A 23,624-nucleotide genomic window follows, 5' to 3' on the forward strand; every position below is an offset into this window, starting at 1 on the left:
GCACACCGGCGGCTTTGTCGTGCCCGGACGGATGTCGGCGGGTCGGGTGTCGGTCGGTTCGGGGCCTCCCCCGCGGCTACTAAGCTGGGAAGCTCAGGGCCTCTAGCTCAGTCGGTAGAGCATCGGACTTTTAATCCGCGGGTCGTGGGTTCGAGCCCCACGGGGCCCACCTCTGGCACAGCGTCGAAACCCTTGGTTCTCCGGGGAAGTTGGGATGCTGAAGCCACCACGAAACCCCTCGTGGCAACAGAATGGCAACACTTCTGGCGGCCACCTTTGGGTGCTCGCGGGCTCGACAAGCCGCGCGGCGGCGGTGGCAACGGGCCGTGGGAGCGCGCCGGAGCTAGTCGGTCTTCGAGTCGCTGATCGATACGCGTCGACTCCGCGTACGTACGCCACTCTTCAACGAGGCGAGAACGTCCCCGACGCCAGACGCATCGGCGGCTCGCGCCATCGCGTCGGCCACATTCTCGAGGTCGTCGTCGAAAAGGTCGTCGTCGAAAAGGTCGGCGTAAGTGTCGAGCGTCATCGCCGCTGACGTGAGGCCAAGCATGCACTGGACCGCCGTCACGTTGGCGCCGGCACTGATCGCCAGCGACGCTGCTGTGTGTCGCGGGTCGTGGGGTGTGACGAGCCGAAACGGATGCGGCGGTCGCGCGCCCGCGGCGGTCGCCGCCTCAATGGGCTCCTGCGTCTCACCTCGGACCTCCATGACCCCACTGTTAAGTCACCCGGTCGTCGACTTCGCTCGCCGGATAAAGTGGTCACCGTCGCCAAAGCGCAACGCATCTCGCGGCCGCGTCGCGACCAGATGATCGATGACGGGTGCGAGGAACACCGGGTACGGCACTGTCCGCTCCTTGTGCGTCTTCGGCGTGCCGATGATGACTTGACTACCCGCCTCGACCGCATTCTCCTCGACCCGCACTCGGCGCCGCACGGTATCGACGTGCTTTATCCGCAGTGCGGTGGCCTCACCCCATCGGAGGCCGGTGTACGCAAGGAACACGACAAGGTCGGGGTGCTTTGCGATCGCGACGAGCTCCGTGACCTGAGCGTCGGTCAAATAGGCGCGCTCCTTGCCGAGCTTCCGGGGCAGTTTGATGTCGCGAGCGACATTGCGCGAGAGGCGGCGGTCACGGGCACCGACCTCGAGTATCCCGGCGAGGAGTTCGTGACAACGGCGAACTGCTGTCAAGCTGTGGGTCTTCGCGAGCGACGCAATCCACGTCTGCACCTCGGAGTGACGAATCGAGCCGAGCTGCCGCTCGCCGCGCTTCAGTTCGACGTGAATCTTCCAGGCGGACTCGATCCTGCGCGGCGTGGACGGTTTGAGGTCGCCGGGGCGGGATTCCAGCCACGCTGCGCCGACCATTCCGGCGGTGACTGGACCCACGGACGGAGCGACGCAGTCACCCCGGTGCTTCGCGAGCTCGAGCTCGGCGAGCCGAGGCTCCGCGGAACGGTTCGTGCCGAAGCCACGCTCTTGTGTCTGGGTGTGATCTGGCCGGCGATAGGCGATGCGGTACTGCCGTCCGCCGGATGCCGTCTCGTATGCGTGGACGCTGCCCATGGCGATCCTCCCAAGCCTCGTTGGGTCGGACGCTACGTGCAGTTTGAGAATCCCGCAGGAGTTCAGCGATATCTGTGGATAGTTCTCGGCCACCTCAGCGCGGATGACCTTCTCTAGGTCGGCGTCGACGCACGCTTCATCAGTGCTTGCCGACTCAGCCGTGTGCGCGAGCAGAGCGTGTTCCACGACTGCCCCGCGTCGCGAAGTCCGTCGATCAGCCCATCACGCTCGCGGAGGAGCTTCTGCTCCTCCCGGTGCAGCCGCTCGATCTCGCGGGAGACCTGACTTAGGCGATCGAGCGCAGCCCGCTCGCCGCCAGCCTTCTTCATGATGCGAGCGACTCGTCGAGACCGTTCAGCCGCCTCGGTTCGTTCCGCCTCGGCTCGTGCCACCTCTGCGACTCGCTGCTCTTCAGCCGCCGTTTTCTTGGCGTTTCGTCGCCCGCGGACCATGTAACCAGGTTGACATTCTCGGCCAGTCGAGACAAGGGCTGCGCAGGTGGTCACCAATTGGTGTCTGCGTGCATCGCACCTTCGAACCACTTCTCGGCTCGCGAGAACCCCTGTCGGGGTATAGCTCTCCGCGCTCGGGTACGGGACGGTCTGCGGGCACTTCATGGGACGGTCCTTCTGAGCCATGTGTCCTCGGCGGCAGCGTCCTGTGTCTGGCACGCAAAAAGCCGCTCGCGCACCGTCCCGCTCGCGCGTGGAGAGGGACGCCCCGCGAGCGCTTTCTGAGCTGGCCACGCCATGCTCTCGCACAGGCAGCTCGCGCGGCCCGGCTGATGCGAGCGGCATTGGCCGACGACGGCGCCGACCGCTGAGACGCGCGCGACTGCTTCGGAGGGTCGCCCGCCCGCCGTGGGATGCCGGGAGCGAAACAGAGAAGTTGCGAGCGCGGTGGAGCTGGTGCGTTTCGATACGCCCGATGCGGCGCCCGCCGAGCTTCGCGGCCCACCCAGGCGGCGTCCGCTTGCGCCGAGCGCGCGGCGCCGGCTCGATTAGCTCGACACCTGGGGGCAGGTCCGTGCGCGTCACGCTAGGCGCCTCCCCTGGCCCCGCGCGGTACGTTGTCGGGCATGACTGCCGAACCCAACCTTGCCCACCTGCAGCGCCTCGCCGCGGATCGCGGACAGGTCATCATCAAGGAGCTCGACGACGACCTCTACGCGCTCGTGACGCCCGACAACGCCGGGAAGGGTACCGACCCACGAGGGGAGTTGGGGGCAGCACTCGCATTCAGCAACGGTGCCGGGATGCCCCTGGCCGATGTCGCTGACTTGCTGGAGGGGCGGGCGTTCTGATGCCTCTGAGCCTTGAAACGAGTCGCGTCACACACCGATCAATAGTTCGGCGTGAGATCGCGTTCCATGCTGAGAACATGGAGACGGGTGCGACGAGCAAACTCTCGCTCTACCCATACAGGCCCATTGGCATCCATGCGTTGCTCTGCGACGCCGAACACATTTGACAGCACGGCGCGCTTGTCACTGTCTGTGTACTCATCAAAGTTGGGGATGTAACCAGTGGTGTCGACCGAGCGTCTCGCCCACTTGCGGTAGGTCCGTATGAATGACCTTTGCCCAAGCCAATCGCTTACGTCGTAAGCGCGGGCGAGTGCCTGCACGAAGTGATCGAGGTCTTTCAGCAGGCCGATGTCGGTCAGCAGCGCGTAGTACTGGACCCATCCGCGACTTTCTTTATCGAGAATGCAACCTGTGATTCGAAGGTTGAGGAACCACGTGAGACGCGCGGACGCGAGAAGCTGTACTTGCATATCGGGCGACGCACGTTCAGCCGCATAATGCGCGAAAGACAGCGCTATTGAACGCTTTAGTCGATGAACACCTAACGACCTCACGCTCACCTCGGAAGGGGAAACGCGGTAGCCCAGGAACTCGACTCCGTCGCTCAGCCGCCCCCATTGACTCTTGCTAGTTGCCGTGTACGGATGCGGTTCGATCCCTCTCGACGCGAGGTGCCTTCGTACCTCGCGGTAAATCTGCTGGTGCCTATCACGTCGCGTGAGGAAGAGCATGTCGTCCGCGTATCTGAAGTACCGAACCGCATCGTCCTCGCGCCATTCCGCGTCGAAGTCGCGCATGACCAACTCAGCCAGCGAGTTAGATATCGCAAGTCCCTGCGGAATGCCGCGGGTGCCAGACTCCCGGCTCGCGGGCGCGTGGTCAGCGAGCGTCGGCGTTCGTAGCGCCTGGAGGACGATTCGCTTCACGGCGTCTAGCGAGACGTGCTTGTTCAGCTCCTCCTCGATGGCCGCGTGCTGAACGCTTGGGTAGAAGTTTCTGATGTCGAGGCGGACGACATGATCGAATCCAGCGCTCTGCGCAGTCTCCACGAAACTCCGCATCACCCGGTGCGGCGACTTCCGCCGCGCGTGCGGCGCGCTGAACATGAGAGCGTTGTTCATCACCTGGAGGGGCACACGGTCCCTTGCGGCAGCAATCGAGATTCGTCGCGGCGGAACTTCAAACGACTTGGGCATCAATCGCTCGCGATACGCAATGAACGACCAATCTCCGGCCCGGAGCTTGTCACGAAGCGTGAGTACATCTGCCTCATCGACGGACTTCAAGTAAGCCTCTGGAAGCTGGCCATCGCGGCCCCTCGCGGTCGACACACGACCGAGGCGGGCGATTAGCTTGGCAAGCTCCGATTCCTGCGTAGACAGATCGAACGCGAGCTTTGCGAGTGCGTCAACCACCGAGCATCCATGAAATGGCGGGATAAAGAAGCGGAAGAAGCGCGACCGCCAGCGCCACGGGTAATGCCGTTAGGGACCAGCTCGCGATCAATTGCGCGCGGCCACTGAACGGAACCGTGACAGACGGACCGCCGCTCGCTCGCTCTCGGGCGTTCTGAGCGCGAACGACGCTCCAGTAGTCGGCCCCAGAATGGTTCTGTGTCCGGTCCAGAATTTCTTGATACTCGTGCGAGGCACGCGCTGCGAGCCGATTACGCGTCCATGACATCCGCCGCCGCATGCTCTCACGCTCTAGATCCACGGACAGTCGCTGGAGGCCCCTGTAGGCGCTGAATAGGCGCTCCGCGTTCACTGCGTAGTTCGCGCTCGGGACGATGATCGAGGCGACCAACGTCAGGACGGACAGCGCCACAAGTAGCACTTCCGTGCGGTCGTTGTAGACCCCTGGGCTACTCAGCGAAACTACAGCCACGATGAGCGTAACGACAGCTGATGTGACGAGGGGAATGTTCCACAGCTGCCCCCGTAGCCGTGTCCGATTCGCAGTCCTCAGTCGTATGAGGTAGGTCTGGTAAGTCCGGCGAGCAAGTATGTCGAGGGCGTCCTCGCTGGCATTACAGGTCTCGCGAGGGGCCCGGTCGTCCCGGTCAGAGCCGTTGTGAGACGAGCCGTCAGAGCGACCACTCACAGATCATCACTGCTTACATTGAAGCTTCGCCGCCCGAAGACAGCCGCACATAGTGCGCTTGGATACATTGCCCCCACCTCAATGAGGGAACGACGACCGGACCCCCGGCTGAAAGTACCACCTCACGCCGTTCCGTGGAGAGCGCGCCCGGCGAGCGCGGAGACGGGTCGACGGTCCTTGCATGGGCGTGCTGGCAAAGTTGCCGACCTGCACGGTCTGACTGCGCCGCCTGAAGCCGTTCGGGGCGCCCGCAACCGCGTCCCGGCACGGTCCGTCGTGCTGAGCGGTAACACAGCGCTGGCGATGGTCGCGTGACTGGTCGCGTCAGTGACCCGACTGGCAGATGGCGATGAGCATCTTGGCAAGGATTGCGAGGTCTGTTCGCAGCGTCCACTTCGTTGCGTACTCATCGTCGAGTTTCGTCATCGACTCCGCCGAAAGGTCCCACCTACCGATTTCAGCCAATTGTTGTCACGGCGTGATCACCGACCAATGGATTGATCGGTGCTACTCGCTGGGCGGGTCTGCCAGCGTGGCGTCGCGGGAAACAGACAGCAGTGAGTAGCTCGGGTGCGATCGCGATCCATCGGTGCGGATCTGGACCATCCGACTGATGCGCGCCACGACCGGCTCGCTCACCAGCGCCACCACGTCCTGCAGCTGCGCGTCGTCGTCGATGACGCCAGAGTACTCATCGCCGGAGTCGCGCTCCTCGATGTAGAACAGCCGACGACGGGTGCGCATGCCATCCACAGTCCCGTAGATCGTGAGAATGTCCCGCTTCTCTACCGAGCCGGATAGCACCTCCGGCACCTCGCGCGCCTGCTCAGCAGTGAGCACCGACTCCTCATGCTCGGTCGATCCCGTCTGTGTCAGCGAGAGCGACATCGACGTCTCGGAACCGAGAGCGGCCGCCAGCGCCTTCACGGCAGATCTGTACTGAGGTCGACGTTGCGGAAGCGCTCGGAGGGCCGCTTCGTCCTCGGCATCCCCTGGCAGCACCCCGAGAAGCTCGAGCACGGCGTTCTCCGCCAGGTGAGCGGTGGGCGTGCGCTCGAGGGACTCAGTATCGACTCCGGTCTCTGGGAACTCGAAGTAGAGGGTGCCGCGCGAGTGCGCGACGGGCAGCAAAGGAGCGCGATCGACGAGCCCAGCTTGTACGGTGATGGCATGGTTCTTCGGATCCAGGATTGCCTTCGCCGACAGGGCGGTCGCCCGCTGGAGCGCCGCCGTGAGGTTCGCCACCACCGTCGACGTCACCTGCCCTTGGATGTCGACTCGAAGCTGCGCGGACGGTGGCGAGAAGCGCTCGCGGAGCACTCGGAGAGAGTTCCTCCGATACTTGTCGACGCGGCTCTGCGAAGTGATGCCGGCGAGCAGCGCGTCGATCTCGTCACGGATCACCACGCCACCTCCACCACTCCTCGATGACCGGGCCTGTCCTCGCCTGTGTGCAGAGTAGCTGCACCCATCCACATCGTGACCTGGTCGACGTCCTCGGGGATGACGAAGAACGACTCGATCCTGCCGGCGAACGGATGCAGGACATCGAAGTAGTCCGGGCCTAACGAGCCAACGATCACGTCATGAAGGGAAGTGCAGAACTGGAAGCGTGCCTCCTCGGCGTCGGTCCACTGCTCCATCACGCTCGGCTCGTCCGGCACGATCGCGACCTCCGGAGCTTCGCACGGCCCAGGCTGCCGAGAGACGAACGTGCCGCCAATCAGAAGCCTGCCGCTCGCGAACAGCTCCTTGGCATGCTTCAGCAGCTGCTCCAACGCCATCCACGTCGTGCGTCGATCCCACTCGTGCGTGTCGGCGACGAACTCCGTGTAGATGTCTTCCATCTCGACCGGATGACAACCGGGCAACAACCACCCAGTTCCCCCGTCGAGCATCGTTGCCCAATCAGGTGACTCCCCCACGTGCCGAGTATTGCAGATGCCTCCGGGGCAACCCCGCTTCATCGGCTGTGTACGCCCGAGTCGGGAGCTTTGAGCAAGTCTGCGACGGGAGCAACAACGCTTTGTCACGACAGACCTCACCGCCGTTCAGTTTGGGTAGCTCCGTTGTCGTCGTCAACTTCTGGTTCGCGGCCTCCGGTCTCCGTCGAGTTGAGACATAAGGCGTCGAGATGGCCCCGGAGGCTGTGGCCGCTATGTCCTCCAACCCGAGCCCGACCGATCGGGCATGATGGACGGCACCTAGGCAGCTCAAGATGGGTCGGCGACACGTAGCTACTGACGCCGTTCGCCAGAACGGAGATAGGCATGGCCGCTGAAGAGGTTTCAGTCAACTTGGGCGATACGACGCCTCGACGTTTGCTGGTGGAATGGGCAAACGGGCAGGACGCATGGGTGCGTCAGGTAACTGCGGAGACCATTTTCTCTCGCCAGGCCCCGAGCGATGCCCTGCTGGACGCCGCGTACGGCACATTTCTCGCTGAGAAGGGTCTCGGCGATGGCGAAGCGCCCGAGATCCCGAAGCTTGAACTCGATACGGCGGATGTTGCGGAGGAGGAGGCTCTTGAACTCGTCAGCTTGACGGGGATACAAAGCGTCAACGCACTCGCTGCGGACCAAGAACTTGAGTTCGACCCGAACCTGACCGTGCTCTTCGGGCAGAACGGATCGGGGAAGACTGGTTACGCGCGAATACTGAAGCGCATCTCGGCTGTTCGGACAGCTGAAGACATCCTGCCAAACGCGCACACCGCCCACTTCGCCACCCCACCGTCGCCCGGAGCCACCATCCAGTACCGATTGTCTGACCTGGACTCCTCGGTGGTATGGAAGAACGAATCCGGCCTTGCACCATTCACCCGCATCAGCGTCTTCGATGCGAGTGCAGTCTCGCTACACGTTGATAGCGATCTGGGCTACGTCTATACGCCAGCCGAGCTGGCTCTTTTCGGCCATGTCGCTAGCGCGCTGCAAGGCGTTCAGCAACGGATCGCAGCAGAGGTTAGGGCCTTGGCTCCGGGGAGCAACCCGCTACTGCCCAGGTTCACGCGAGGCACAAAGGTGTATCCGGTGATCGAGACCTTGGGCGCGACTACAGACCTCGCAGAGCTTGACGCGCTGGGGACGCTGCCCGACAGTGCCGAGGCCGACCGCGAGCGCCTCGAAGGCGAAATCGGGGCCTTGCGCTCCAACTCACTCGACGCGATCATCTCCACTACGCAGGAGAGGTTTCGCCAACTTAGTCGCCTAAACGGCGTGCTCGCGACGGCTATGAACTTCGATGCCGTCGCCTACGAGACGGCCCGGGTGAAGCTACAGGAAGCGCTGGGTCGAAGGGCAGAAGCGCGAGAGCAACTCTTCAGTCAGGACGAGCTGCCCGGACCGCAGATGGGGAATGGCAAGAGTTCATCGTTGCCGGCGACTCCTACCGCCGACACCTTGACCGCGAGCACTATCCGACTATCCAGGACAAGTGTCTCTACTGCATGCAGGAGCTCAACCCGACGGCCTTGAATCTGCTGTCTCGCTATCGCACTTTCCTGGATGAGACGCTTATCCGTCACTTAGAGGATGCAAACGCCGAGGTACGCAACTCCAGCCTCAGCTTCGACGAAGCCGAGCTAGCCCGCGCAAACGAATATGCCAGTGAGCAGCGAGATGGTGAAGACGCACCGGAATGGGCGAGTCAAGCATGCGATGTGCTCGCGGCAGCCAGGGCCGCCTCGCAGGACACGGCGAATGGGAAGCCCCTGACCGCAGGCGCATTCCGAGAGAGCCTGGAGACAGTGACCTCCAAAGTCGGAGCGGAACTCGTTTCTGCACGAGCAGCGGTACAGCAGGTGGCGGACGACAAGGAAAATGCGGCAACCGCGCTCACCGGCAAGCAGAAAGAGCTTTCGGAACTCGCTGCGCGCATTGAGCTGAACCGGAACATCGCGGCCGCCCGCGAGTACGTACGACGCGCTAGACGGGCACAACAACTTGAGAAGCTATCTCGCGTCGTTTCGAACGGCCCTGCGAAGCAACTGACGGTGCAGTCCAAGCTCGCCAGCGAGGACCTCGTGAACAAGAACTTCGAGACGCTGTTCGCCGAGGAGTGCTCTCGCCTCCGAGCGCCTCCAGTTGCACTTCGATTTCAGGGACGCAGCGGACAGGCGCAACGCAAGAAGGCAGTCGCCTCCTACAAGCCGTCTGCGGTGCTCTCGGAAGGCGAGCAGAAGGTCTTGGCACTCGCCGATTTTCTCGCCGAGAGTCGGATGCGCGAGACCAGAGCGCCTCTCATCTTCGATGACCCGGTGACAAGTCTTGACTACCGCCGACTGGACGACGTTGCTGCGCGGATCCAGAATCTTGCCGAGACGCATCAGGTTGTTGTCTTGACCCACAACATCATGTTCGCGTCCGCCCTGATGGCGACCAGGCAGAACAAGAAGCTTCGGACGAAGATCTATGAGGTCCGCGACGGTGGGGAGACCAAGGGAATCCTGGCCGCGGACGTCGAACCGAGGCTCGATACGCCAGCAGATCTAGCCAAGCGAATCAACGTCAAACTCCAGGACATAACGAGTGCTGAGCCGGTACTTCAGGATGCACTCATCAAAGAGACCTACGACCTCATCCGCGCCTGGTGCGAAGCATTCGTTGAGTAGGAACTCCTGCAGAACGTCACACAGCGATATCGCAAGAACATCATGATGACCCGTCTTTCGAAAATCGATAGTGCTCGGCTCGATGCTGCAATCGCTGTGATTGAACCGCTCTTCGATCGAGCTTGCGAGCGAATGACCGGGCACTCTCACGCTGCCGAGTACATGAGCACGAAGCCAACGGCGAGCGAAGTGCAAGAGGACTGGGAGAAGGCGAGGGCAGCGCGCGCGGCGTACATCGCAACCTGAGCAGCCGGTTGCCGCCGAGGCGGCTCGCCGTCAGCCATAGGACGCCAATTCTCATCGGCTTCGTGGTCATATCTGGTGCCGCCCTGATTCGCGGGCCGCTGCAGGGGCCATCGAGGCTAGTGCCAGCACGCGGCCAACCTCTCACTTGGGACCCCTGAAGCGCACCGCCCGCAAAGGGGACCTCTAACGGGGCTGGCCCTCAGCTCCGCGAGCCAGGTCCTCCGACGACGCCGCGTGGCAACAATATGGCAACACTCGTGCTGATTCTCGCCTCTCCCGCGGATTGAGCCGATGCCCCGAAGCCCGGAAAATCAACGATCCTGATCGAATACGGCCCGACCGACGACCCGTCGGCCGAGTTCGAGCCCCACGGGGCCCACCTCTGTTCTTTCCCCGTCATCGGACGACATCCCCGCGGCGTGCCGGTCTGCGGACATGGAGACCCCTACCAATACACCGAGAACGCGGTCAGCGCGGCACTCGCGCCGTGCTTCCGCGGACCACGAACTCCACCGAGGGCAGCTGGACAGCCTCAGGTTCGTTGCCTTCAACCTGCGCGACAAGCGCCTGCGCACATGCTCTGCCCCAGGCGATCACATCTTGACGCACCGTCGTGAGCGGCGGCACCATGTACGGCGCGAGCGGGATGTCGTCGAACCCGACGATCGACAAGTCACCAGGCACGGTCAGCCCGCGGTCGATGGCGGCCGACATCCCGGCGATGGCCATCAGGTCGTTGGCGTAGACGATCGCCGTCGGAGGATCCGACAGATCAAGTAGCTCGTGGGTCGCCGAGGCCCCCGCCGCACCGGTGAAATCGGCGCTGACAGCAGGCCCGGGGGGCAGCCCCAGGTGCGCCATCTCCTGCTCCCAGGCCTGCCGGCGGACGTGGGAGTGGATGTAGCGGTCCGGGCCGCCGACATGCGCGATCCGTCGGTGCCCGAGGGCACTCAGGTGGCGCACGGCGCGCCGCACGCCAGCGGCGTCGTCCAAGCCGATGGGCGCTATGTCGCCACTCGCGGGACCAGCTGGCCCGACCATGACGAACGGCATGCCGAGGCGCGTCAACTCATCGGGACGGGTGTCGTCCATACGCAGGTCGCCGAGGAAGACGCCATCCACCCGCGACTCGCGCGCGAAGCTGACATACGCCGCGTGCTCGGCATCTTCGCTCTCGACCACCTGGAGCATGAGCGCATAGCCGATGCCCGACAGGCCGCTCTCGACGCCAGCGATGAACTGCGGAAAGAAGGGGTCGGTGCTGAACAGCTCGGGCTCGCGACGCACGACGTAGCCCAGAGCCTGCGCACGGCTGCGCGAGAGGGCACGCGCACGCGAATCAGGGCGCCAGTCGAGATCGGCCGCAGCCTGCAGGATGCGCTGACGAGCGGCGTCGCCCACACCGCCGCGTCCATTGAAGACGAACGACACGGCGCTCTTCGATACGCCCGCGCGCGCGGCGACGTCGCCGATGGTCACCTTGCGCTCCCGATGCTCGCCGCGGGAGGGGCGGGGCCGACCCTCGGGGCTCTGCGAAGCAGCCGGGCCTGGCGGGGGCGTGGTCATCGCTCCATCATAGCGCGCGTTTTAGCGCTCTTTTAGTACGGATCGACCGCGTTGATCCGCGTTCTGGTGCGGCGGCGACGCGTTCGCGCCCGGGAGTTGACCTACGGGAGACAAACCGGTTTACTACCATCGTCGGGATGCCTGCCGTCCACCCAATACCGACGGCGCACGCGACTCGAGAATGAGGAGTGCCGCGATGACGCGCGTAGCAGACAGGGTCTCCGATCCGACCGGCGTCGTCTCGCCCCGGACGACCGCAACACCGCGACGGAAGCGACGAGTGCATCGCTGGCTCGGCGAGAATCCGATCGGCCTGCTGTTGAGCAGCCCCTATGTCGCCTTCGTCGTCGTCGTCTTCCTCGTGCCGTTCTGTTTCGGCATCTGGATGTCGTTCCACGAGTTCTTCTTCACCGCCCCCGGCGTCGCGGTCCCGCATCCGTTCGTCGGATTCGACAACTTCGCCACGGTGCTCGCCGACAGCCAGGTGCGGCAAGCGTTCCTGAACCTGCTGATCTTCCTCGTCATCAACGTGCCGCTGACGGTCGTGCTCGGTCTGCTGCTCTCGAGCGGCCTCAACGCCGTCGTGCACTGGAAGGGTTTCTTCCGCGTCGCCTACTACATCCCCTACGTCACCGCGTCGGTCGCGACGATCGCGGTGTGGATCTTCTTGTTCAACGGCAACGGCGTCGTGAACGCGCTACTCGGCAGCCTCTCTCCCGACCCGACATGGCTCGCGAATCCGACGATCATCATGCCGCTGATCGCGGTGTACGTGACGTGGAAGAACCTCGGCTTCTACATCCTGCTCTATCTGGCCGCACTGCAGAACGTGCCCGAAGAGCAGTACGAGGCCGCGCAGCTCGACGGTGCCGGCCGCTGGCAGCGCTTCCGCTCGGTCACCCTGCCGGGAGTGGCTCCGGTGACGTCACTGGTCATTCTGCTGTCGATCATCACGACCGGCCAGATCTTCACCGAGCCGTACCTGCTCACCGGCGGTGGGCCCAACGGCGCCTCGCTGACACCGGCTCTGCTCATGTACCAGAAGGGCATCCAGCAGGGGCAGCCCGACATCGCCGCCGCGATCGGCATGATCCTCGTCGTGGCCGTGATGCTCGTGTCGCTCGTGTCGCGACGCCTGACGGAGAGGAAGAACTGATGACCACCGAGGCTTCCCTTCCCACAGACGCACGAAGGACGCGCGCCGGAAAGCCCGGCGGTACGCGTGTCCTCGCCGCGCTCCGCTTCGGCGCGCTCGGCGTCGGCGCCCTCGCCGCGCTCGTCCCCTTCTACTACATGGTCATCGGGGCGCTGCAGCGCGAACGCGACACCAGCCTGTTCGGCCTGCTCCCGCTTCCGGGCAACCTGACGCTCGACAACTTCACCGAGGTCAACGAGTCGATCAATCTGCTGCGCTCGCTCGGCAACTCGCTGATCATGACGGCCGGTGTCGTCGGCTGCACCCTCGTGTTCGGCCTGCTCGTCGGCTATGCGCTGTCGATCCTCCAGTTCCGCGGTCAAGGCCTCGTGTTCGCCCTCGTGCTGCTGGTGCAGGCGATCCCTTTCCAGCTGCTGATGATCCCGCTTTACGTCATGGTCGTGCGCTACTTCAACCTCGCCGACAACTACATCGGCATGATCTTGCCGTTCGCGATCAACTCGGTCGCGGTTCTGATCTTCCGCCAGTATTTCCTGCAGATCCCGAAAGAGATCTTCGACGCCGCTCGCATCGACGGGGCGAGCGAGATGCGCATCCTGCGCTCGATCGCGGTGCCCCTCGTGCGCCCCGCAGTGCTGACCGCCATGCTCGTGACCTTCATCGGGCCGTGGAACGAGTTCCTGTGGCCCTTCCTGGTCACCAAGAACGCCGACCTGCAGACCCTCGCCGTGAGCCTGGCCAACTTCTCGCAGTCCAACGGCACCTTCCTCGCCAACCCGATGGGTGCCGTACTCGCCGGAGCCTGCGTACTGGCCGTGCCGGTCGTCGTGCTGTTCCTGCTCTTCCAGCGCCATTTCACCTCGGCGAACCTCGGGTCCGCCGTCAAGGGCTGACGCAGCCCGTCCCTCCGAATGAAAGACACACGATGACCACTCATTCCCCCGTGGAATCGATGACCGACGTGCCGTACGCGCTGCGCCGGATCGGCACGATCATGACCTCCGACGTGAACGATCCGTTCGAAGTCGAAGGCGTGCTCAACCCCGGCACCGCCTGGGGCCCCGATGGAGAGCTGTACCTCTACCCGCGCATCGTCGCCGAGGGCAACGTGTCGCGCATCGCGCGCGCCCGCGTCGTCGTCGACGACGGCGAGCCGGTCGCGGTCGAGCGCCTCGGCGTCGTGCTCTCGCCCGACGAGGGATGGGAGTACGGCGCGAGCAACGCCGGCGTCGAGGACCCGCGCATCACGTTCGTGGAGCCGCTCGGTCTGCACGTGATGACCTACGTCGCCTACGGCCCGCTCGGTCCGAAGTCGGCCATGGCCGTGTCGACCGACACCGTCACGTGGCGTCGACTCGGACCCGTGCGATTCGCGTACCAGCCCGAACTCGACTCAGACCTGAACCTGTTTCCCAATAAAGACATCGTGTTCTTCCCGGACGCCGTTCCGGGCCCCGATGGCCGCCCGAGCCTCGCGGTGCTGCACCGCCCCATGTGGGACCTCGATTGGTTGCGCGACGGCGAAGGAGCGCGCCCTCCGGCGGGCATCGACGACGACCGCCCCTCGATCTGGATCGGGTACATCGACCTCGAGGCTGCGACACGCGACCTGTCGGCGCTCACGCACATCGAGAAGTCCGAGATGATCGTCGCGCCAAAGGCGTGGTACGAGAGCGCGAAGATCGGCGCCGGCCCCTCCCCGCTCCGCGTTCCCGAAGGCTGGCTGCTGCTGCACCACGGCGTCTCGGGCGCGCAGCCGAAGGGGTTCGAGCTCGCACACGGCTCGAAGTACGCCGCGGGCGCCATCATCCTCGACGCGGCGGACCCACGCCGGATCATCGCGCGCTCGTCCGAGCCGCTGCTCGCGCCCGAGGTCGCAGAAGAGGTGTCGGGCACGCTCGGCAACGTCGTCTTCCCGACGGCCATCGAGACCATCGGCGGGCGCGACTTCGTGTTCTACGGCATGGCCGACTCGTCGATCGGCGTCGCAGAGCTGCGGCGCACGACCGACTGATCCGCACCGCGAACCGAGCCGCGCACGACGGAACCCCCTTCCATCGGGAGGGGGTTCCGTCGTGTGCGCACTCGGGCACCTGCGGGTCGCACAGACGAGTGCGGCCGGTACCCCGCAGGGCTCCGGCCGCACTGTCGCTCCGGGTTCAGGCGCGGTTTCGACGAGCGCCGCGCACCGCGGCGGCTCCCGCTACCAGCAGCGCCCCGGCGATGCCGATCGCCCACATGACGCCCGCGATCTGCCCGCCCGTAGCCGACAGCTCACCGTCGCGGTCGGGGTCCCCGGCGGACGGCGGGCCGGCGGGGTCGCCACCCGAACCGCCGCCTGCGCCGCCGTCCGAGCCACCGCCCGTGCCGCCATCCGAGGGCGCAGCGGCGACCGTGACCACCAGCGACGCGACATCCGTCTCGCCCTGCATCGCGACGAGCGTGTGCTCCCCCGGTGCGACATCGGCAGGCACCGTCGCCCTCAGCTCGAACGCCCCGTCGGCATCCGCGATGACTGCCCCCAGGTCGACAGGCGTCGAACGTAGCTGCACCATGTACTCGGCGCCGCCTTCGAACCCGGTGCCGACGACGCTGATCGGCGACCCGGCCCCCACCTCGCCCGACACCGACAGCGTCGGGGTCGCGGGTGCTTCATGGACGAGCAGCCCATCGATCGCCGCACGGAGCGCCGCGGCCCGAGCATCCGCCGTCTGCTGCGAGATGCCCGCGGGCGCCCGCAGCACCGCCTTCGCGGCCTCGAGGGCCGGAAGCAGCGATTGCCAGCTCTCGGCGGTGTACTGCGTGCTGTCGAGCGCGTTCGCCCGCTCGACCAGCGTCTGAAGCTCCGCGGTCGAGATGGCGATGCTCACGCTCGACCAGACCGGCTCGTCGCCGTTGGCGTGCAGCAGCAGCACCGGCGTCGACCCCGACCGGCCCGTTGCCAGGTCGAACTCGATCCGGCCGTCGGCCGTCACGCGGGCGTCGCCGTCGACGGTCGCGACCGCAGCGTCGAGCGGGTACGCCGAGAACGTGTCGTCGTCGTCGAGCGGGGTGATGGATGCCGCGACCACCGCGGTGCTGTCCGCCTCGGCGGTCACCGACTCGGACAGCGACGCGAAGTTGTACCCGCCGTACAGCTCGAGCTCGAAGATCGACATGCCGTAACGAGTGACGGGCAGCCCCTCGACGCGCACGTAGCGCACTTCGGTGTCGGCGAAATCGACGACGTTGCGCAGCTCGGCCGATGTCTTCTGCACCCGCGCGAGCTCGCTCCACGTCGCGCCGTCGATCGATCCCTGCACACGGTAGTCGTTAGACGTCGCCGCCTCCCACGTGATGACCGCCTGGTTGACCGTGCGCTCAGCACCCAGGTCGACCTGCAGCCAGCGCGGAGTCGTATACGGCGCGTTCTGTCGCTGCGACGCCCACCGGGTCGTCGTGTTGCCGTCGGTCGCGTACTGAGCGGCGAGCGCATCGCTGAACTGCGAGTCGGCTGTCGTGTCCTTGCCGAGGGCGAGATTCTCGCGCCCCGCGGGCGCTGCGTTCGCCGAGACGATCAGGTCATCGGGGAACACCTCGAACTCCCACAGCGAAACGCCGTATTGCGAGGCACTGCGTGCCGACGCCTGCATCCGGACGTACCGGGCGTCTGCGTCGATCTCGAGCACGTCGACGCCCCCGTCGCTGCCGGCTTCCGGGGTGGTGTAGACATCACGCCACGACGCGGCGTCATCGGAGACCTGGATGCGGTAGCGGGTCGCGTACGACGCTTCCCACCAGAGCCGCACCGCGCCGATCGGCTGCACCGACCCCAGGTCGACCTGCGTCCATGCGGTGTCCGACAGGTTCGAGCTCCACCGGGTGGCCATGTTGCCGTCGGTGATGCTGCCGATCGCGCTGCCTCCCGACGCGGTCACCGACCGGCCGAGGGCGATGTTGCGCGTCGAGCTGACCTCGAACTCCGCGACTCCGTACGACCCGTCGCCGACGCTTTCGAGCATCAGCAGGCGCACGTAGGTGGCCGCCTGCGGCGCGAACTCGACCGAATCCGTACCACCGTCGCCGTCCTGCACGACCCGCTGATCGACCCAGGTGCGGCCGTCGAGAGATGTCTGCAGCAGGTAGCGCTCGGCCGCGGCATCCTCCCACTCGATCGTGGCCCCTGTGACGAACGACCCGACGCCGACATCGGCGGTGAGCCACTGCACACCGGCCTCGCTCGATCGCCACGCGGTGCCGGCGTCACCATCGCCCGCGAACGCGGCGTCGGACCCGGCCGCCGTGCTGCTGGCGGAGAATGGCGACGCAGCGCCGCCCTCGGAATCGGTCAGCGGCGCGGTCACCGTCTGTCCCAGATAGGCGCCCGAACCGAGCGCAAACGTGCCGCGCTGGCTCTTCTCCGCCCCGATGAGGTCTACCCGCACCAGGAGCGCCGGCTTATCAGGGTTTGCGAGGCTGACGACCGGAGACTCGCCCGACTCGTCGAGGATGACGATCGCGGGCTGGTCGACGCGCAGCACGCGCCCGTCGCCGAGATCGAGGTCACCGGCTTCGTAGAACGTGGCCATCGTGCGCTCGAGCCCTGCGTGGCGCACCGCCTGCACCGACGCGTCATTGCGCAGCGTTTCGACTGCGGGGGCGGCGGCATACGCGGCGACCTCGCCGGGGCCGGCCGCCGGCAGGACCGTGTACTCGTAGCTCGCATCCGTCGGCCGTACGCCGTGATCGAAGTAGAGCGTGAATGCGTCTCGCTCGACGACGTCTTCACCCACCCAGCTGCCGCTCTGCAGCTGGCGCGAGACACGCAGCGAGCCGTCGTCCGGCACGACGTAGCCGACCTGGTCGTTGTAGGCCCAGCGGGCGCCGTCGAGCGGCTGGTCCGCCGTGCCGGCCTCGATCGTCTCGCCACCCACCGAGGCGTTCGGCTTCGCGGACGCCTGGTTCACAACCGTGTGCACGGCGCCGTCCGACGTCGACCGGATGCCGGTGCCGAGAGCAACCATCTCGTCGTCGAAGTAGTAATAGCTCTTACTCGCCTTCGACGACGAACGATCGAGCGTGTACACGCTCGCACCGTACGTGCCGTCGGAGACACCGCCGGTGAAGCTGCCGCCGTTGCCGACGCGCCCGTTCGTGCCGCGCGTCTGTTCCTTGACGTAGGGAGCGGTCACTCCCGGGTAATGGAACCAGTCGAAGGCGGGCCCGAGCTCGAGGTACTCGCGACCGGACACCTGGATCGCGGTCGCGCCGGCGGAGTTCCAGTACACCTCGTTGCCGACTGCGGGGCGGAACGTCGACCGGTACTCGGCTCCGACGGTGCGGCTGGAGTTCAGGCGGGTGAAGATGCCGTAGTCATCGCGCAGGTGCGAGGAGAACTCCGAGCGCCAGAAATACTTGTTTCCGGTTACTCCGTTCCCGGCCGCCTCCCCGCGGATGTTGGCCGCGAGATCGCGGTACGCGGTGGCGTACAGAGCGTCGGTGCGCACCATCTGATCGAGCGGCTCGAGGAACTCGGCAGCGTAACCGGTGACACCGTCGACCGTCTTGGGCGGACGGTAGCCGAGATACAGCATCCCGACCTCGCCGCGGATCATCCATCGAGTGCCGTTGATGATGTAGAACGCGATCGTGTCGAGCTGCTCCCGGGTGAAGCCGAGGCTCGTCCCGCGTGCAGCATCCGCCCATATCGCGACGTTGGTGAAGAGGGCCATGCCGTAGCCCTCGCTGTACAGCTGGGCCTCGTGGGCCCAGAAGCTCGCATCGGGCTGCACCGCTTCGTTGACGTCACCGGACTCGTCGACTTCGACCGTCTCGACCATCGTGGCGAAGCCGGCGGTGATGTCCTCGAAGTTGCGGGTCGACACCGCCTCGAAGAGGTAGTTGGTCGTGCGCCACGCACCGTTAGCGCCGACGGGGTCGAGCTTGCCGGTGTTGTGCTCCTGCGCCGCGTCGAACGCCTCGCCCGACAGCTCATCGCCCACGAAGACTGCTATGCGGCCCATCACCATCGACTCGCCGATCTCGGTCTCCCACCAGTTCTGGTTGCCGGGGTCGACCCGATCCCAGTGCACGAGGGCGCGATCGAGAGCTGCTATCAGTTCAGGGTCCTCGAACCCGGGGGCGTCGGGCGACCGGTAGGCCTGCGCCATCGCGAGCATGCGGTACAGGGCGATGTAGGCGGACCACGTCGAGCCGTTCGCGGAGCTCGTGCGGTCGGCGTAGTTCACGTCTGCCCACGAGCCGTCCTCGTTCTGCGAGGCGGCGTACTCCTGGGCCTCCGACGCGCGCGCGAGGTAGATGCCGTTGGCGATGATGATGTCATCGCCCTGCCCCAGGTAGTAGTCCTGCAGGCGGCTGACGATCGTGTCGACGTCGTCGTCGGGGGTGGCAGCAGCCGCCGGCGGAGCGATGAGGGCGCCGACGCCGAGCACCAGGGCGGTGATGGTCGCGGCGAGCGCGGTAAGAGATCTCAAGACGGCTCCTTCGGCCTGACGGGCGCAGCGGAGCGTCGGTACGCAGCACTGCGGAGATGGGGATGATGCAGGACGGCATGAACACTGTCGACGGAACGGAAAGGCCGGACGGAGGACACCCTCCGCCCGGCCTGGGAATCAGCCCTGCGAGGCGAGCTGGTCGATCGTGTCGGCTGCGCTCTGCATGGTCTCGTCGAGATCGGCGCTGCCGGTCTGCACCGCTGCGCCCCAGGCATCGCGGAAGGTCTGCCAGATCTCCGACGCGTTCGCGATGTTCGGCACGTCGACCGTCAGCGGCACCTCTTCGGCGAAGGTGGCGAGCAGCGGGTCACCGGCGAGATAGTCGGCGGCGACCTCGGTCAGGTCGGTGCGGATCGGGAACTGCCCCGTCGTCTCGAGCAGCGCCAGGTCGTTGTCTGCGTTCATCGAGAACTGGGTGAAGTCCCACGCGGTCTGCTTGTTCTCGCACGAGGAGTAGATGCCCACGTTCTTCGAGTCGCCGAATGTGTACGTCTCCGCGAGCGGAATGCCGTCGGCCGTGGGCAGCGGCACCACTCCGAACTCGACCTTGCCCTCGAACTGCGCGGCGCCCCAGGGCCCCGCGATACCCATCGCCGCGACGCCGTCGGCGAACGGGCCGGCCCAGGCGTCGCCGGAGTAGGCCTCGGCCGACGAGTAGCCCTCGGCGTAGAGCGTTTTCCAGAACTCGAGCGTCTCGAGTCCCTCCGGGCTCGTGAACGTCGCGGCCCCGTCAGCCACGAGCTGCTCACCGCCCGAGTTGGCCAGGAAGAAGGGGTAGAAGTCGAACAGGGCGTTCGTGTAATCACCGGATGCCGGCGGGTACAGCGCGAAGTCCGCCGAACCCGCGGTCTTGATCGCCGCCGCGGCGGCCAGCACGTCGTCGTACGTCGACAGGCTCGGGTTCTCGGCGTCCAATCCGGCCTGGGCGAAGGCCGTCTTGTTGTAGTAGAGCATGAACGGATTCGCCTTCCAGGGCACCTGGTACAGGTCACCGTCGGGCGAACGGAATCCGTCTGCGGCATCGCCCGAACGCTCGGTGATGAATGACTCACCGTCGTCGAACGTCTTCGAGATGTTGACCAGACCGCCCTGCTTCTGGAACGCGGGTACCGCAGCAGGCGCCGTGTTGTAGACGAGGCACGGCGTGTTACCCGCGGTGATGGCGGCCGCGATCGCGTCTTCGGAAGACTTGCCCGAGGGGATGGCCTCGGCGGTCACCTGCGCGTCGGGGTTCTCGGCGTTCCACGCGTCGACGACGGCCTCAGCCCACGCGATCTCCTGCTCGTTGGTCGAGTACCAGATCTTGATCGGGCCTTCGGTCAGCTCAGAGCCTGAGCCGGGACCGGTTCCGCCACCTGCGCAGGCGGTGAGCGGCAGGGCGACGGCGACGAGTGCGGCGGCCGAGACAACGGAACGCTTCATTGCGCGCTAACTCCTTCGTATGGCGCTGCCCGCGTCAGCGACGGAACTTCACTGTGATGCGGCTCCCGATGCGGTCATCGGCGACGACTTCTGCTCGCCGGAACGAGTTCGAAGTCGCGTCCTGCCATGATTCACGCGTGCGGGCCGCGTTCGTTGTGGCGTCGGATGCTGCACCTCTAGTAAACCGGTTTGGTCCGAGACATGTCAAGGTGCAATACACCGGCCCGAACCCCAACTAAAACGGTCTATCCCGAGCACGCCGGCGCGCCCGCGCATCAGGAGTCCCCTCGGTCGATTCGCCAGGACCTGCGCATGCGTGGAGCCCAGGACCCGCCATACGTGGCGACTCGACGATCGGAGCACCCCGCAACCCCCTTCCGACCGCATCCGCTCCCCCGTAGCGTCGGCCGCATCCCCACGACGATGCGAACCATACGGAGGACGCGATGACCGATGTATCGAATCAGGGCCCGGCTGAGGGCGACGACCGTCCCGAGCTGACGACCCGACAGGGACACCCCGTCTACGACAACCAGAATCAGCGGACGGTCGGAACTCGCGGGCCGGCGACGCTCGAGAACTACCACTTCCTCGAGAAGATCAGCCACTTCGACCGCGAGCGCATCCCCGAGCGGGTCGTGCACGCGCGCGGCTTCGTCGCTTTCGGCTACTTCGAGGCGACCGGGATGTGGGGCGACGAGCCCATCTCGCAGTTCACGCGCGCGAAGCTCTTCCAGGAGCCGGGCAAGCGCACCGACCTCGCCGTCCGGTTCTCGACCGTCATCGGCGGACGCGATTCGTCGGAGGCGGCGCGCGACCCGCGCGGCTTCGCCGTGAAGTTCTACACCGAAGACGGCAACTGGGATCTCGTCGGCAATAACCTCGGTGTCTTCTTCATCCGTGACGCGATCAAGTTCCCCGACGTCATCCACTCGCTCAAGCCCGACCCGGTCACTTTCCGGCAGGAGCCGGCGCGCATCTTCGACTTCATGTCGCAGACGCCCGAGTCGATGCACATGCTCGTCAACCTCTTCAGCCCCCGCGGCATCCCGGCGAACTATCGCACCCAGCAGGGTTTCGGGGTCAACACTTACAAATGGGTCAACGAGCAAGGCGAGACGAAGCTCGTCAAGTATCACTGGATCCCCTCCGTCGGCGTCAGCTCTATGACCGAAGCGGATGCCGCCGCCGTGCAAGCCGGTGATCTCGGTCACGCGTCCCGCGATATGTACGAGGCGATCGAGCGCGGCGAGTATCCCGAATGGGAGCTCCAGGTGCAGATGATGGACGACCACGACCATCCCGAGCTCGATTTCGACCCGCTCGACGACACGAAGGTGTGGCCCGAGAACGAGTTCCCGCCGCGCGTGGTCGGCAAGATGGTGCTCAATCGGAACGTGTCGAACTTCTTCGCCGAGAACGAGCAGATCTCGTTCGGCACCGGCGTCCTCGTCGATGGCCTGGACTTCTCCGACGACAAGATGCTCGTGGGGCGCACGTTCTCGTACTCCGACACCCAGCGCTACCGCGTCGGTCCGAATTACCTGCAGCTGCCGGTCAATTCCCCGAAGAACGCATCGGTGGCGACGAACCTCCGCGATGGACAGATGGCGTACCACGTCGACAACGGCGGTGAGAATCCCCACGTCAACTACGAGCCGTCGATCACCGGCGGACTCCGGGAGGCCCAGTACCCGACCCACGACGAGCAGGGGCCGGAGATCGTGGGGCGGCTGACGCGCAAGCGGATCTCCCGGACCAATGACTACACGCAGGCCGGACAGCGGTACCTGCTGATGGAGGACTGGGAGCGCGACGACCTCGTGGCGAACTTCGTCGACCTGATCGGGCAGGCCGCTCGTCCCGTCCAGGAGCGGATGCTCTGGCACTTCTACCTGGTGGAGGACGACCTCGGCCGTCGCGTCGGTGAGGGCCTGGGAATCACGCTGGAAGAAATCAAGGACCTGCCGCCTCTGCAGTCGCAAACGCTCAGCGAGGACGAGCTCGAGCGACTGCGCAATCTCGGGCACAACGGCCCTCGCGACGTGGCAGGTCTTCAGATGACTCATTGCGTTCCCAATGCGCGCGCACAGGTGGCCTGAGCATCAGATAGCCACGACACGAAATACTGCGGTCAAGTGGTGATGCAGAACGCCATCAAACCGTTAATATGTCAGCCATGGCCCGCAAACAAATCACCCAGCTCATCGACGATCTCGACGGAACCGTTCTTGAGAGCGGCGAAGGAAAGCAGATCACCTTCTCCATCGAGGGACGCGCTTACGAGATCGACCTCTCCGACGACAACGCCGAGAAGTTCTACAAGGCGCTGGCACCGTTCGTAGATGTCGCCCGCTCGATCCGCGCGAACACGCCTTCGCGTTCGCGGTCGTCTCGCGCGAACAAGAGCGACCTCGACCTGACGGCCGTCCGTGAATGGGCGCGCTCCAACGGTCACACCGTCAACGAGCGCGGCCGAGTTCCGGCATCCATCATCGAGGCTTACCGAGCCGCCAACTGACCGCATCCCTCGCAGAAATGGCTCAGGCACCTCCAGGCCTGAGCCATTTCTCGTTCTCCCCGATGGACGGAGGATCCCATGACCGAGCAGCCATCCGGCGATAGCGAGAGCAAGAGCGGCGGCGTGAACGGGGTCGCGATCGGAATCGCGCTCGGCCTTCCGCTCGGCAGCGCCATCGGCATGCTCGCGTTCGACAACATCGCGCTCGGCGGCGCGATCGGCCTCTCCCTCGGGATCGTGCTGGGCGTCGCGGCCGACGCGCGTCGCCGCGATCAGTCGGATGACGCCGATGCCGGCGGCTGAACGCGCAGGTCACGGCCCCGCGCGGAAATCCCGGATGCGGTCACGCGGATGCGGCGAAGTCCTGCGCGGAGATGATCAATCGCGGGACGTCCGCGATGCTCGCCGCCGACGGATGCCGAAAATCAGCGCCACCACCCAGTAGAGCGCGAGAAATGGCGAGATGACGGCAAGCACGATGCGGATGACGTCGCCACCGTTGATCGCCCACGGAATCCAGATCGCCGACATCCCCACCCAGACGATCGTCTGCATGACGATGACGCCGAACGGGGTTGCGGCGGAGGCCGTTCCGATTCGCTGCCACAGACTCTGCACCCAGCGA

20 protein-coding genes and 1 tRNA gene are annotated in these 23,624 nt (G+C 65.5%); 10 read left to right on the forward strand and 11 right to left on the reverse strand.

From position 1 onward, the window contains the following. Positions 1 to 96 precede the first annotated feature (96 nt). Positions 97 to 169: transfer RNA gene (locus ACLBWJ_RS12665), tRNA-Lys, on the forward strand. 174 nt (positions 170 to 343) lie between these two features. Here ACLBWJ_RS12665 and ACLBWJ_RS12670 read toward each other — a convergent pair. The 3 genes from ACLBWJ_RS12670 to ACLBWJ_RS12680 form a co-directional block, all read right to left on the reverse strand. After that, positions 344 to 712 carry a hypothetical protein gene (locus ACLBWJ_RS12670; protein ID WP_447660430.1) on the reverse strand — a complete coding sequence of 123 codons (369 nt, stop codon included), beginning with the start codon at positions 710 to 712 and terminating at the stop codon, positions 344 to 346. Between the two features lie 15 nt (positions 713 to 727). Then, positions 728 to 1,573: a tyrosine-type recombinase/integrase gene (locus ACLBWJ_RS12675; protein ID WP_447660431.1), complete on the reverse strand. Its 846-nt coding sequence runs from the start codon at positions 1,571 to 1,573 to the stop codon at positions 728 to 730. Positions 1,574 to 1,686: 113 nt separating this feature from the next. Continuing rightward, the gene (locus ACLBWJ_RS12680; protein WP_447660432.1) at positions 1,687 to 1,902 is read right to left on the reverse strand and encodes a hypothetical protein; all 216 of its coding nucleotides are present in this window, start codon (positions 1,900 to 1,902) and stop codon (positions 1,687 to 1,689) included. Between the two features lie 749 nt (positions 1,903 to 2,651). Here ACLBWJ_RS12680 and ACLBWJ_RS12685 point away from each other — a divergent pair. Next, complete coding sequence (locus ACLBWJ_RS12685; RefSeq protein ID WP_447660433.1) at positions 2,652 to 2,876, forward strand: hypothetical protein; 225 nt, start codon at positions 2,652 to 2,654, stop codon at positions 2,874 to 2,876. 38 nt (positions 2,877 to 2,914) lie between these two features. Here ACLBWJ_RS12685 and ACLBWJ_RS12690 read toward each other — a convergent pair whose 3' ends face one another. The 4 genes from ACLBWJ_RS12690 to ACLBWJ_RS12705 all read right to left on the reverse strand — a co-directional run bounded on the left by ACLBWJ_RS12690 (position 2,915) and on the right by ACLBWJ_RS12705 (position 6,949). After that, positions 2,915 to 4,294: a reverse transcriptase domain-containing protein gene (locus tag ACLBWJ_RS12690; RefSeq protein ID WP_447660434.1), complete on the reverse strand. Its 1,380-nt coding sequence runs from the start codon at positions 4,292 to 4,294 to the stop codon at positions 2,915 to 2,917. After that, positions 4,287 to 4,982 carry an SLATT domain-containing protein gene (locus ACLBWJ_RS12695; RefSeq protein WP_447660435.1) on the reverse strand — a complete coding sequence of 232 codons (696 nt, stop codon included), beginning with the start codon at positions 4,980 to 4,982 and terminating at the stop codon, positions 4,287 to 4,289. Before ACLBWJ_RS12695 ends, ACLBWJ_RS12690 begins: the two co-directional genes overlap by 8 nt. 507 nt (positions 4,983 to 5,489) lie before the next feature. Next, a complete protein-coding gene (locus ACLBWJ_RS12700) occupies positions 5,490 to 6,302 on the reverse strand; it encodes a hypothetical protein (RefSeq protein ID WP_447660436.1) in 813 nt (270 codons plus the stop codon). A gap of 80 nt (positions 6,303 to 6,382) precedes the next feature. Next, the gene (locus ACLBWJ_RS12705) at positions 6,383 to 6,949 is read right to left on the reverse strand and encodes a DUF6932 family protein (RefSeq protein WP_447660437.1); all 567 of its coding nucleotides are present in this window, start codon (positions 6,947 to 6,949) and stop codon (positions 6,383 to 6,385) included. A 303-nt stretch (positions 6,950 to 7,252) separates the two neighbouring features. Here ACLBWJ_RS12705 and ACLBWJ_RS12710 point away from each other — a divergent pair, with 303 nt between their 5' ends. Then, positions 7,253 to 8,458 carry an AAA family ATPase gene (locus ACLBWJ_RS12710; protein WP_447660438.1) on the forward strand — a complete coding sequence of 402 codons (1,206 nt, stop codon included), beginning with the start codon at positions 7,253 to 7,255 and terminating at the stop codon, positions 8,456 to 8,458. Further along, positions 8,431 to 9,594 (forward strand): AAA family ATPase, encoded by a 1,164-nt coding sequence (locus tag ACLBWJ_RS12715; RefSeq protein ID WP_447660439.1) that lies wholly within the window; start codon positions 8,431 to 8,433, stop codon positions 9,592 to 9,594. Before ACLBWJ_RS12710 ends, ACLBWJ_RS12715 begins: the two co-directional genes overlap by 28 nt. A 714-nt stretch (positions 9,595 to 10,308) precedes the next feature. On the opposite strand, the gene ACLBWJ_RS12720 is transcribed toward ACLBWJ_RS12715, so the two are convergent. Beyond that, entirely contained in the window at positions 10,309 to 11,406 is a 1,098-nt protein-coding gene (locus tag ACLBWJ_RS12720) for a LacI family DNA-binding transcriptional regulator (protein ID WP_447660440.1), read from the reverse strand. 196 nt (positions 11,407 to 11,602) lie between these two features. Between ACLBWJ_RS12720 and ACLBWJ_RS12725 the strand changes: the two genes are divergently transcribed. The 3 genes from ACLBWJ_RS12725 to ACLBWJ_RS12735 are packed head-to-tail and all read left to right on the forward strand — an operon-like array spanning position 11,603 to position 14,576. Further along, positions 11,603 to 12,562, forward strand: a complete 960-nt coding sequence (locus tag ACLBWJ_RS12725; protein ID WP_274178687.1) for a carbohydrate ABC transporter permease — start codon at positions 11,603 to 11,605, stop codon at positions 12,560 to 12,562. Further along, positions 12,562 to 13,455 carry a carbohydrate ABC transporter permease gene (locus ACLBWJ_RS12730; protein ID WP_274178688.1) on the forward strand — a complete coding sequence of 298 codons (894 nt, stop codon included), beginning with the start codon at positions 12,562 to 12,564 and terminating at the stop codon, positions 13,453 to 13,455. The genes ACLBWJ_RS12725 and ACLBWJ_RS12730 overlap by 1 nt, the downstream gene beginning before the upstream one ends. 32 nt (positions 13,456 to 13,487) lie before the next feature. Continuing rightward, the gene (locus tag ACLBWJ_RS12735) at positions 13,488 to 14,576 is read left to right on the forward strand and encodes a glycoside hydrolase family 130 protein (RefSeq protein WP_274178689.1); all 1,089 of its coding nucleotides are present in this window, start codon (positions 13,488 to 13,490) and stop codon (positions 14,574 to 14,576) included. Positions 14,577 to 14,721: 145 nt separating this feature from the next. Here ACLBWJ_RS12735 and ACLBWJ_RS12740 read toward each other — a convergent pair whose 3' ends face one another. Together ACLBWJ_RS12740 and ACLBWJ_RS12745 are read right to left on the reverse strand one after the other, a co-directional pair. Further along, a complete protein-coding gene (locus ACLBWJ_RS12740; RefSeq protein WP_447660441.1) occupies positions 14,722 to 19,035 on the reverse strand; it encodes a galactose-binding domain-containing protein in 4,314 nt (1,437 codons plus the stop codon). Between the two features lie 138 nt (positions 19,036 to 19,173). Next, the gene (locus ACLBWJ_RS12745; RefSeq protein WP_274178691.1) at positions 19,174 to 20,478 is read right to left on the reverse strand and encodes an ABC transporter substrate-binding protein; all 1,305 of its coding nucleotides are present in this window, start codon (positions 20,476 to 20,478) and stop codon (positions 19,174 to 19,176) included. 446 nt (positions 20,479 to 20,924) lie between these two features. Here ACLBWJ_RS12745 and ACLBWJ_RS12750 point away from each other — a divergent pair, with 446 nt between their 5' ends. The 3 genes from ACLBWJ_RS12750 to ACLBWJ_RS12760 all read left to right on the forward strand — a co-directional run bounded on the left by ACLBWJ_RS12750 (position 20,925) and on the right by ACLBWJ_RS12760 (position 23,302). Continuing rightward, a complete protein-coding gene (locus ACLBWJ_RS12750) occupies positions 20,925 to 22,580 on the forward strand; it encodes a catalase (protein WP_447660442.1) in 1,656 nt (551 codons plus the stop codon). 77 nt (positions 22,581 to 22,657) lie between these two features. After that, entirely contained in the window at positions 22,658 to 22,999 is a 342-nt protein-coding gene (locus ACLBWJ_RS12755) for a histone-like nucleoid-structuring protein Lsr2 (RefSeq protein ID WP_269267624.1), read from the forward strand. A 78-nt stretch (positions 23,000 to 23,077) separates the two neighbouring features. Next, positions 23,078 to 23,302: a hypothetical protein gene (locus tag ACLBWJ_RS12760; RefSeq protein ID WP_404568683.1), complete on the forward strand. Its 225-nt coding sequence runs from the start codon at positions 23,078 to 23,080 to the stop codon at positions 23,300 to 23,302. Positions 23,303 to 23,377: 75 nt separating this feature from the next. On the opposite strand, the gene ACLBWJ_RS12765 is transcribed toward ACLBWJ_RS12760, so the two are convergent. After that, positions 23,378 to 23,617, reverse strand: coding sequence for a hypothetical protein (locus tag ACLBWJ_RS12765; protein ID WP_274178694.1), 240 nt, complete (start codon positions 23,615 to 23,617; stop codon positions 23,378 to 23,380). Between the last annotated feature and the right edge of the window lie 7 nt (positions 23,618 to 23,624).

This window comes from Microbacterium sp. M4A5_1d (genome assembly GCF_053345465.1).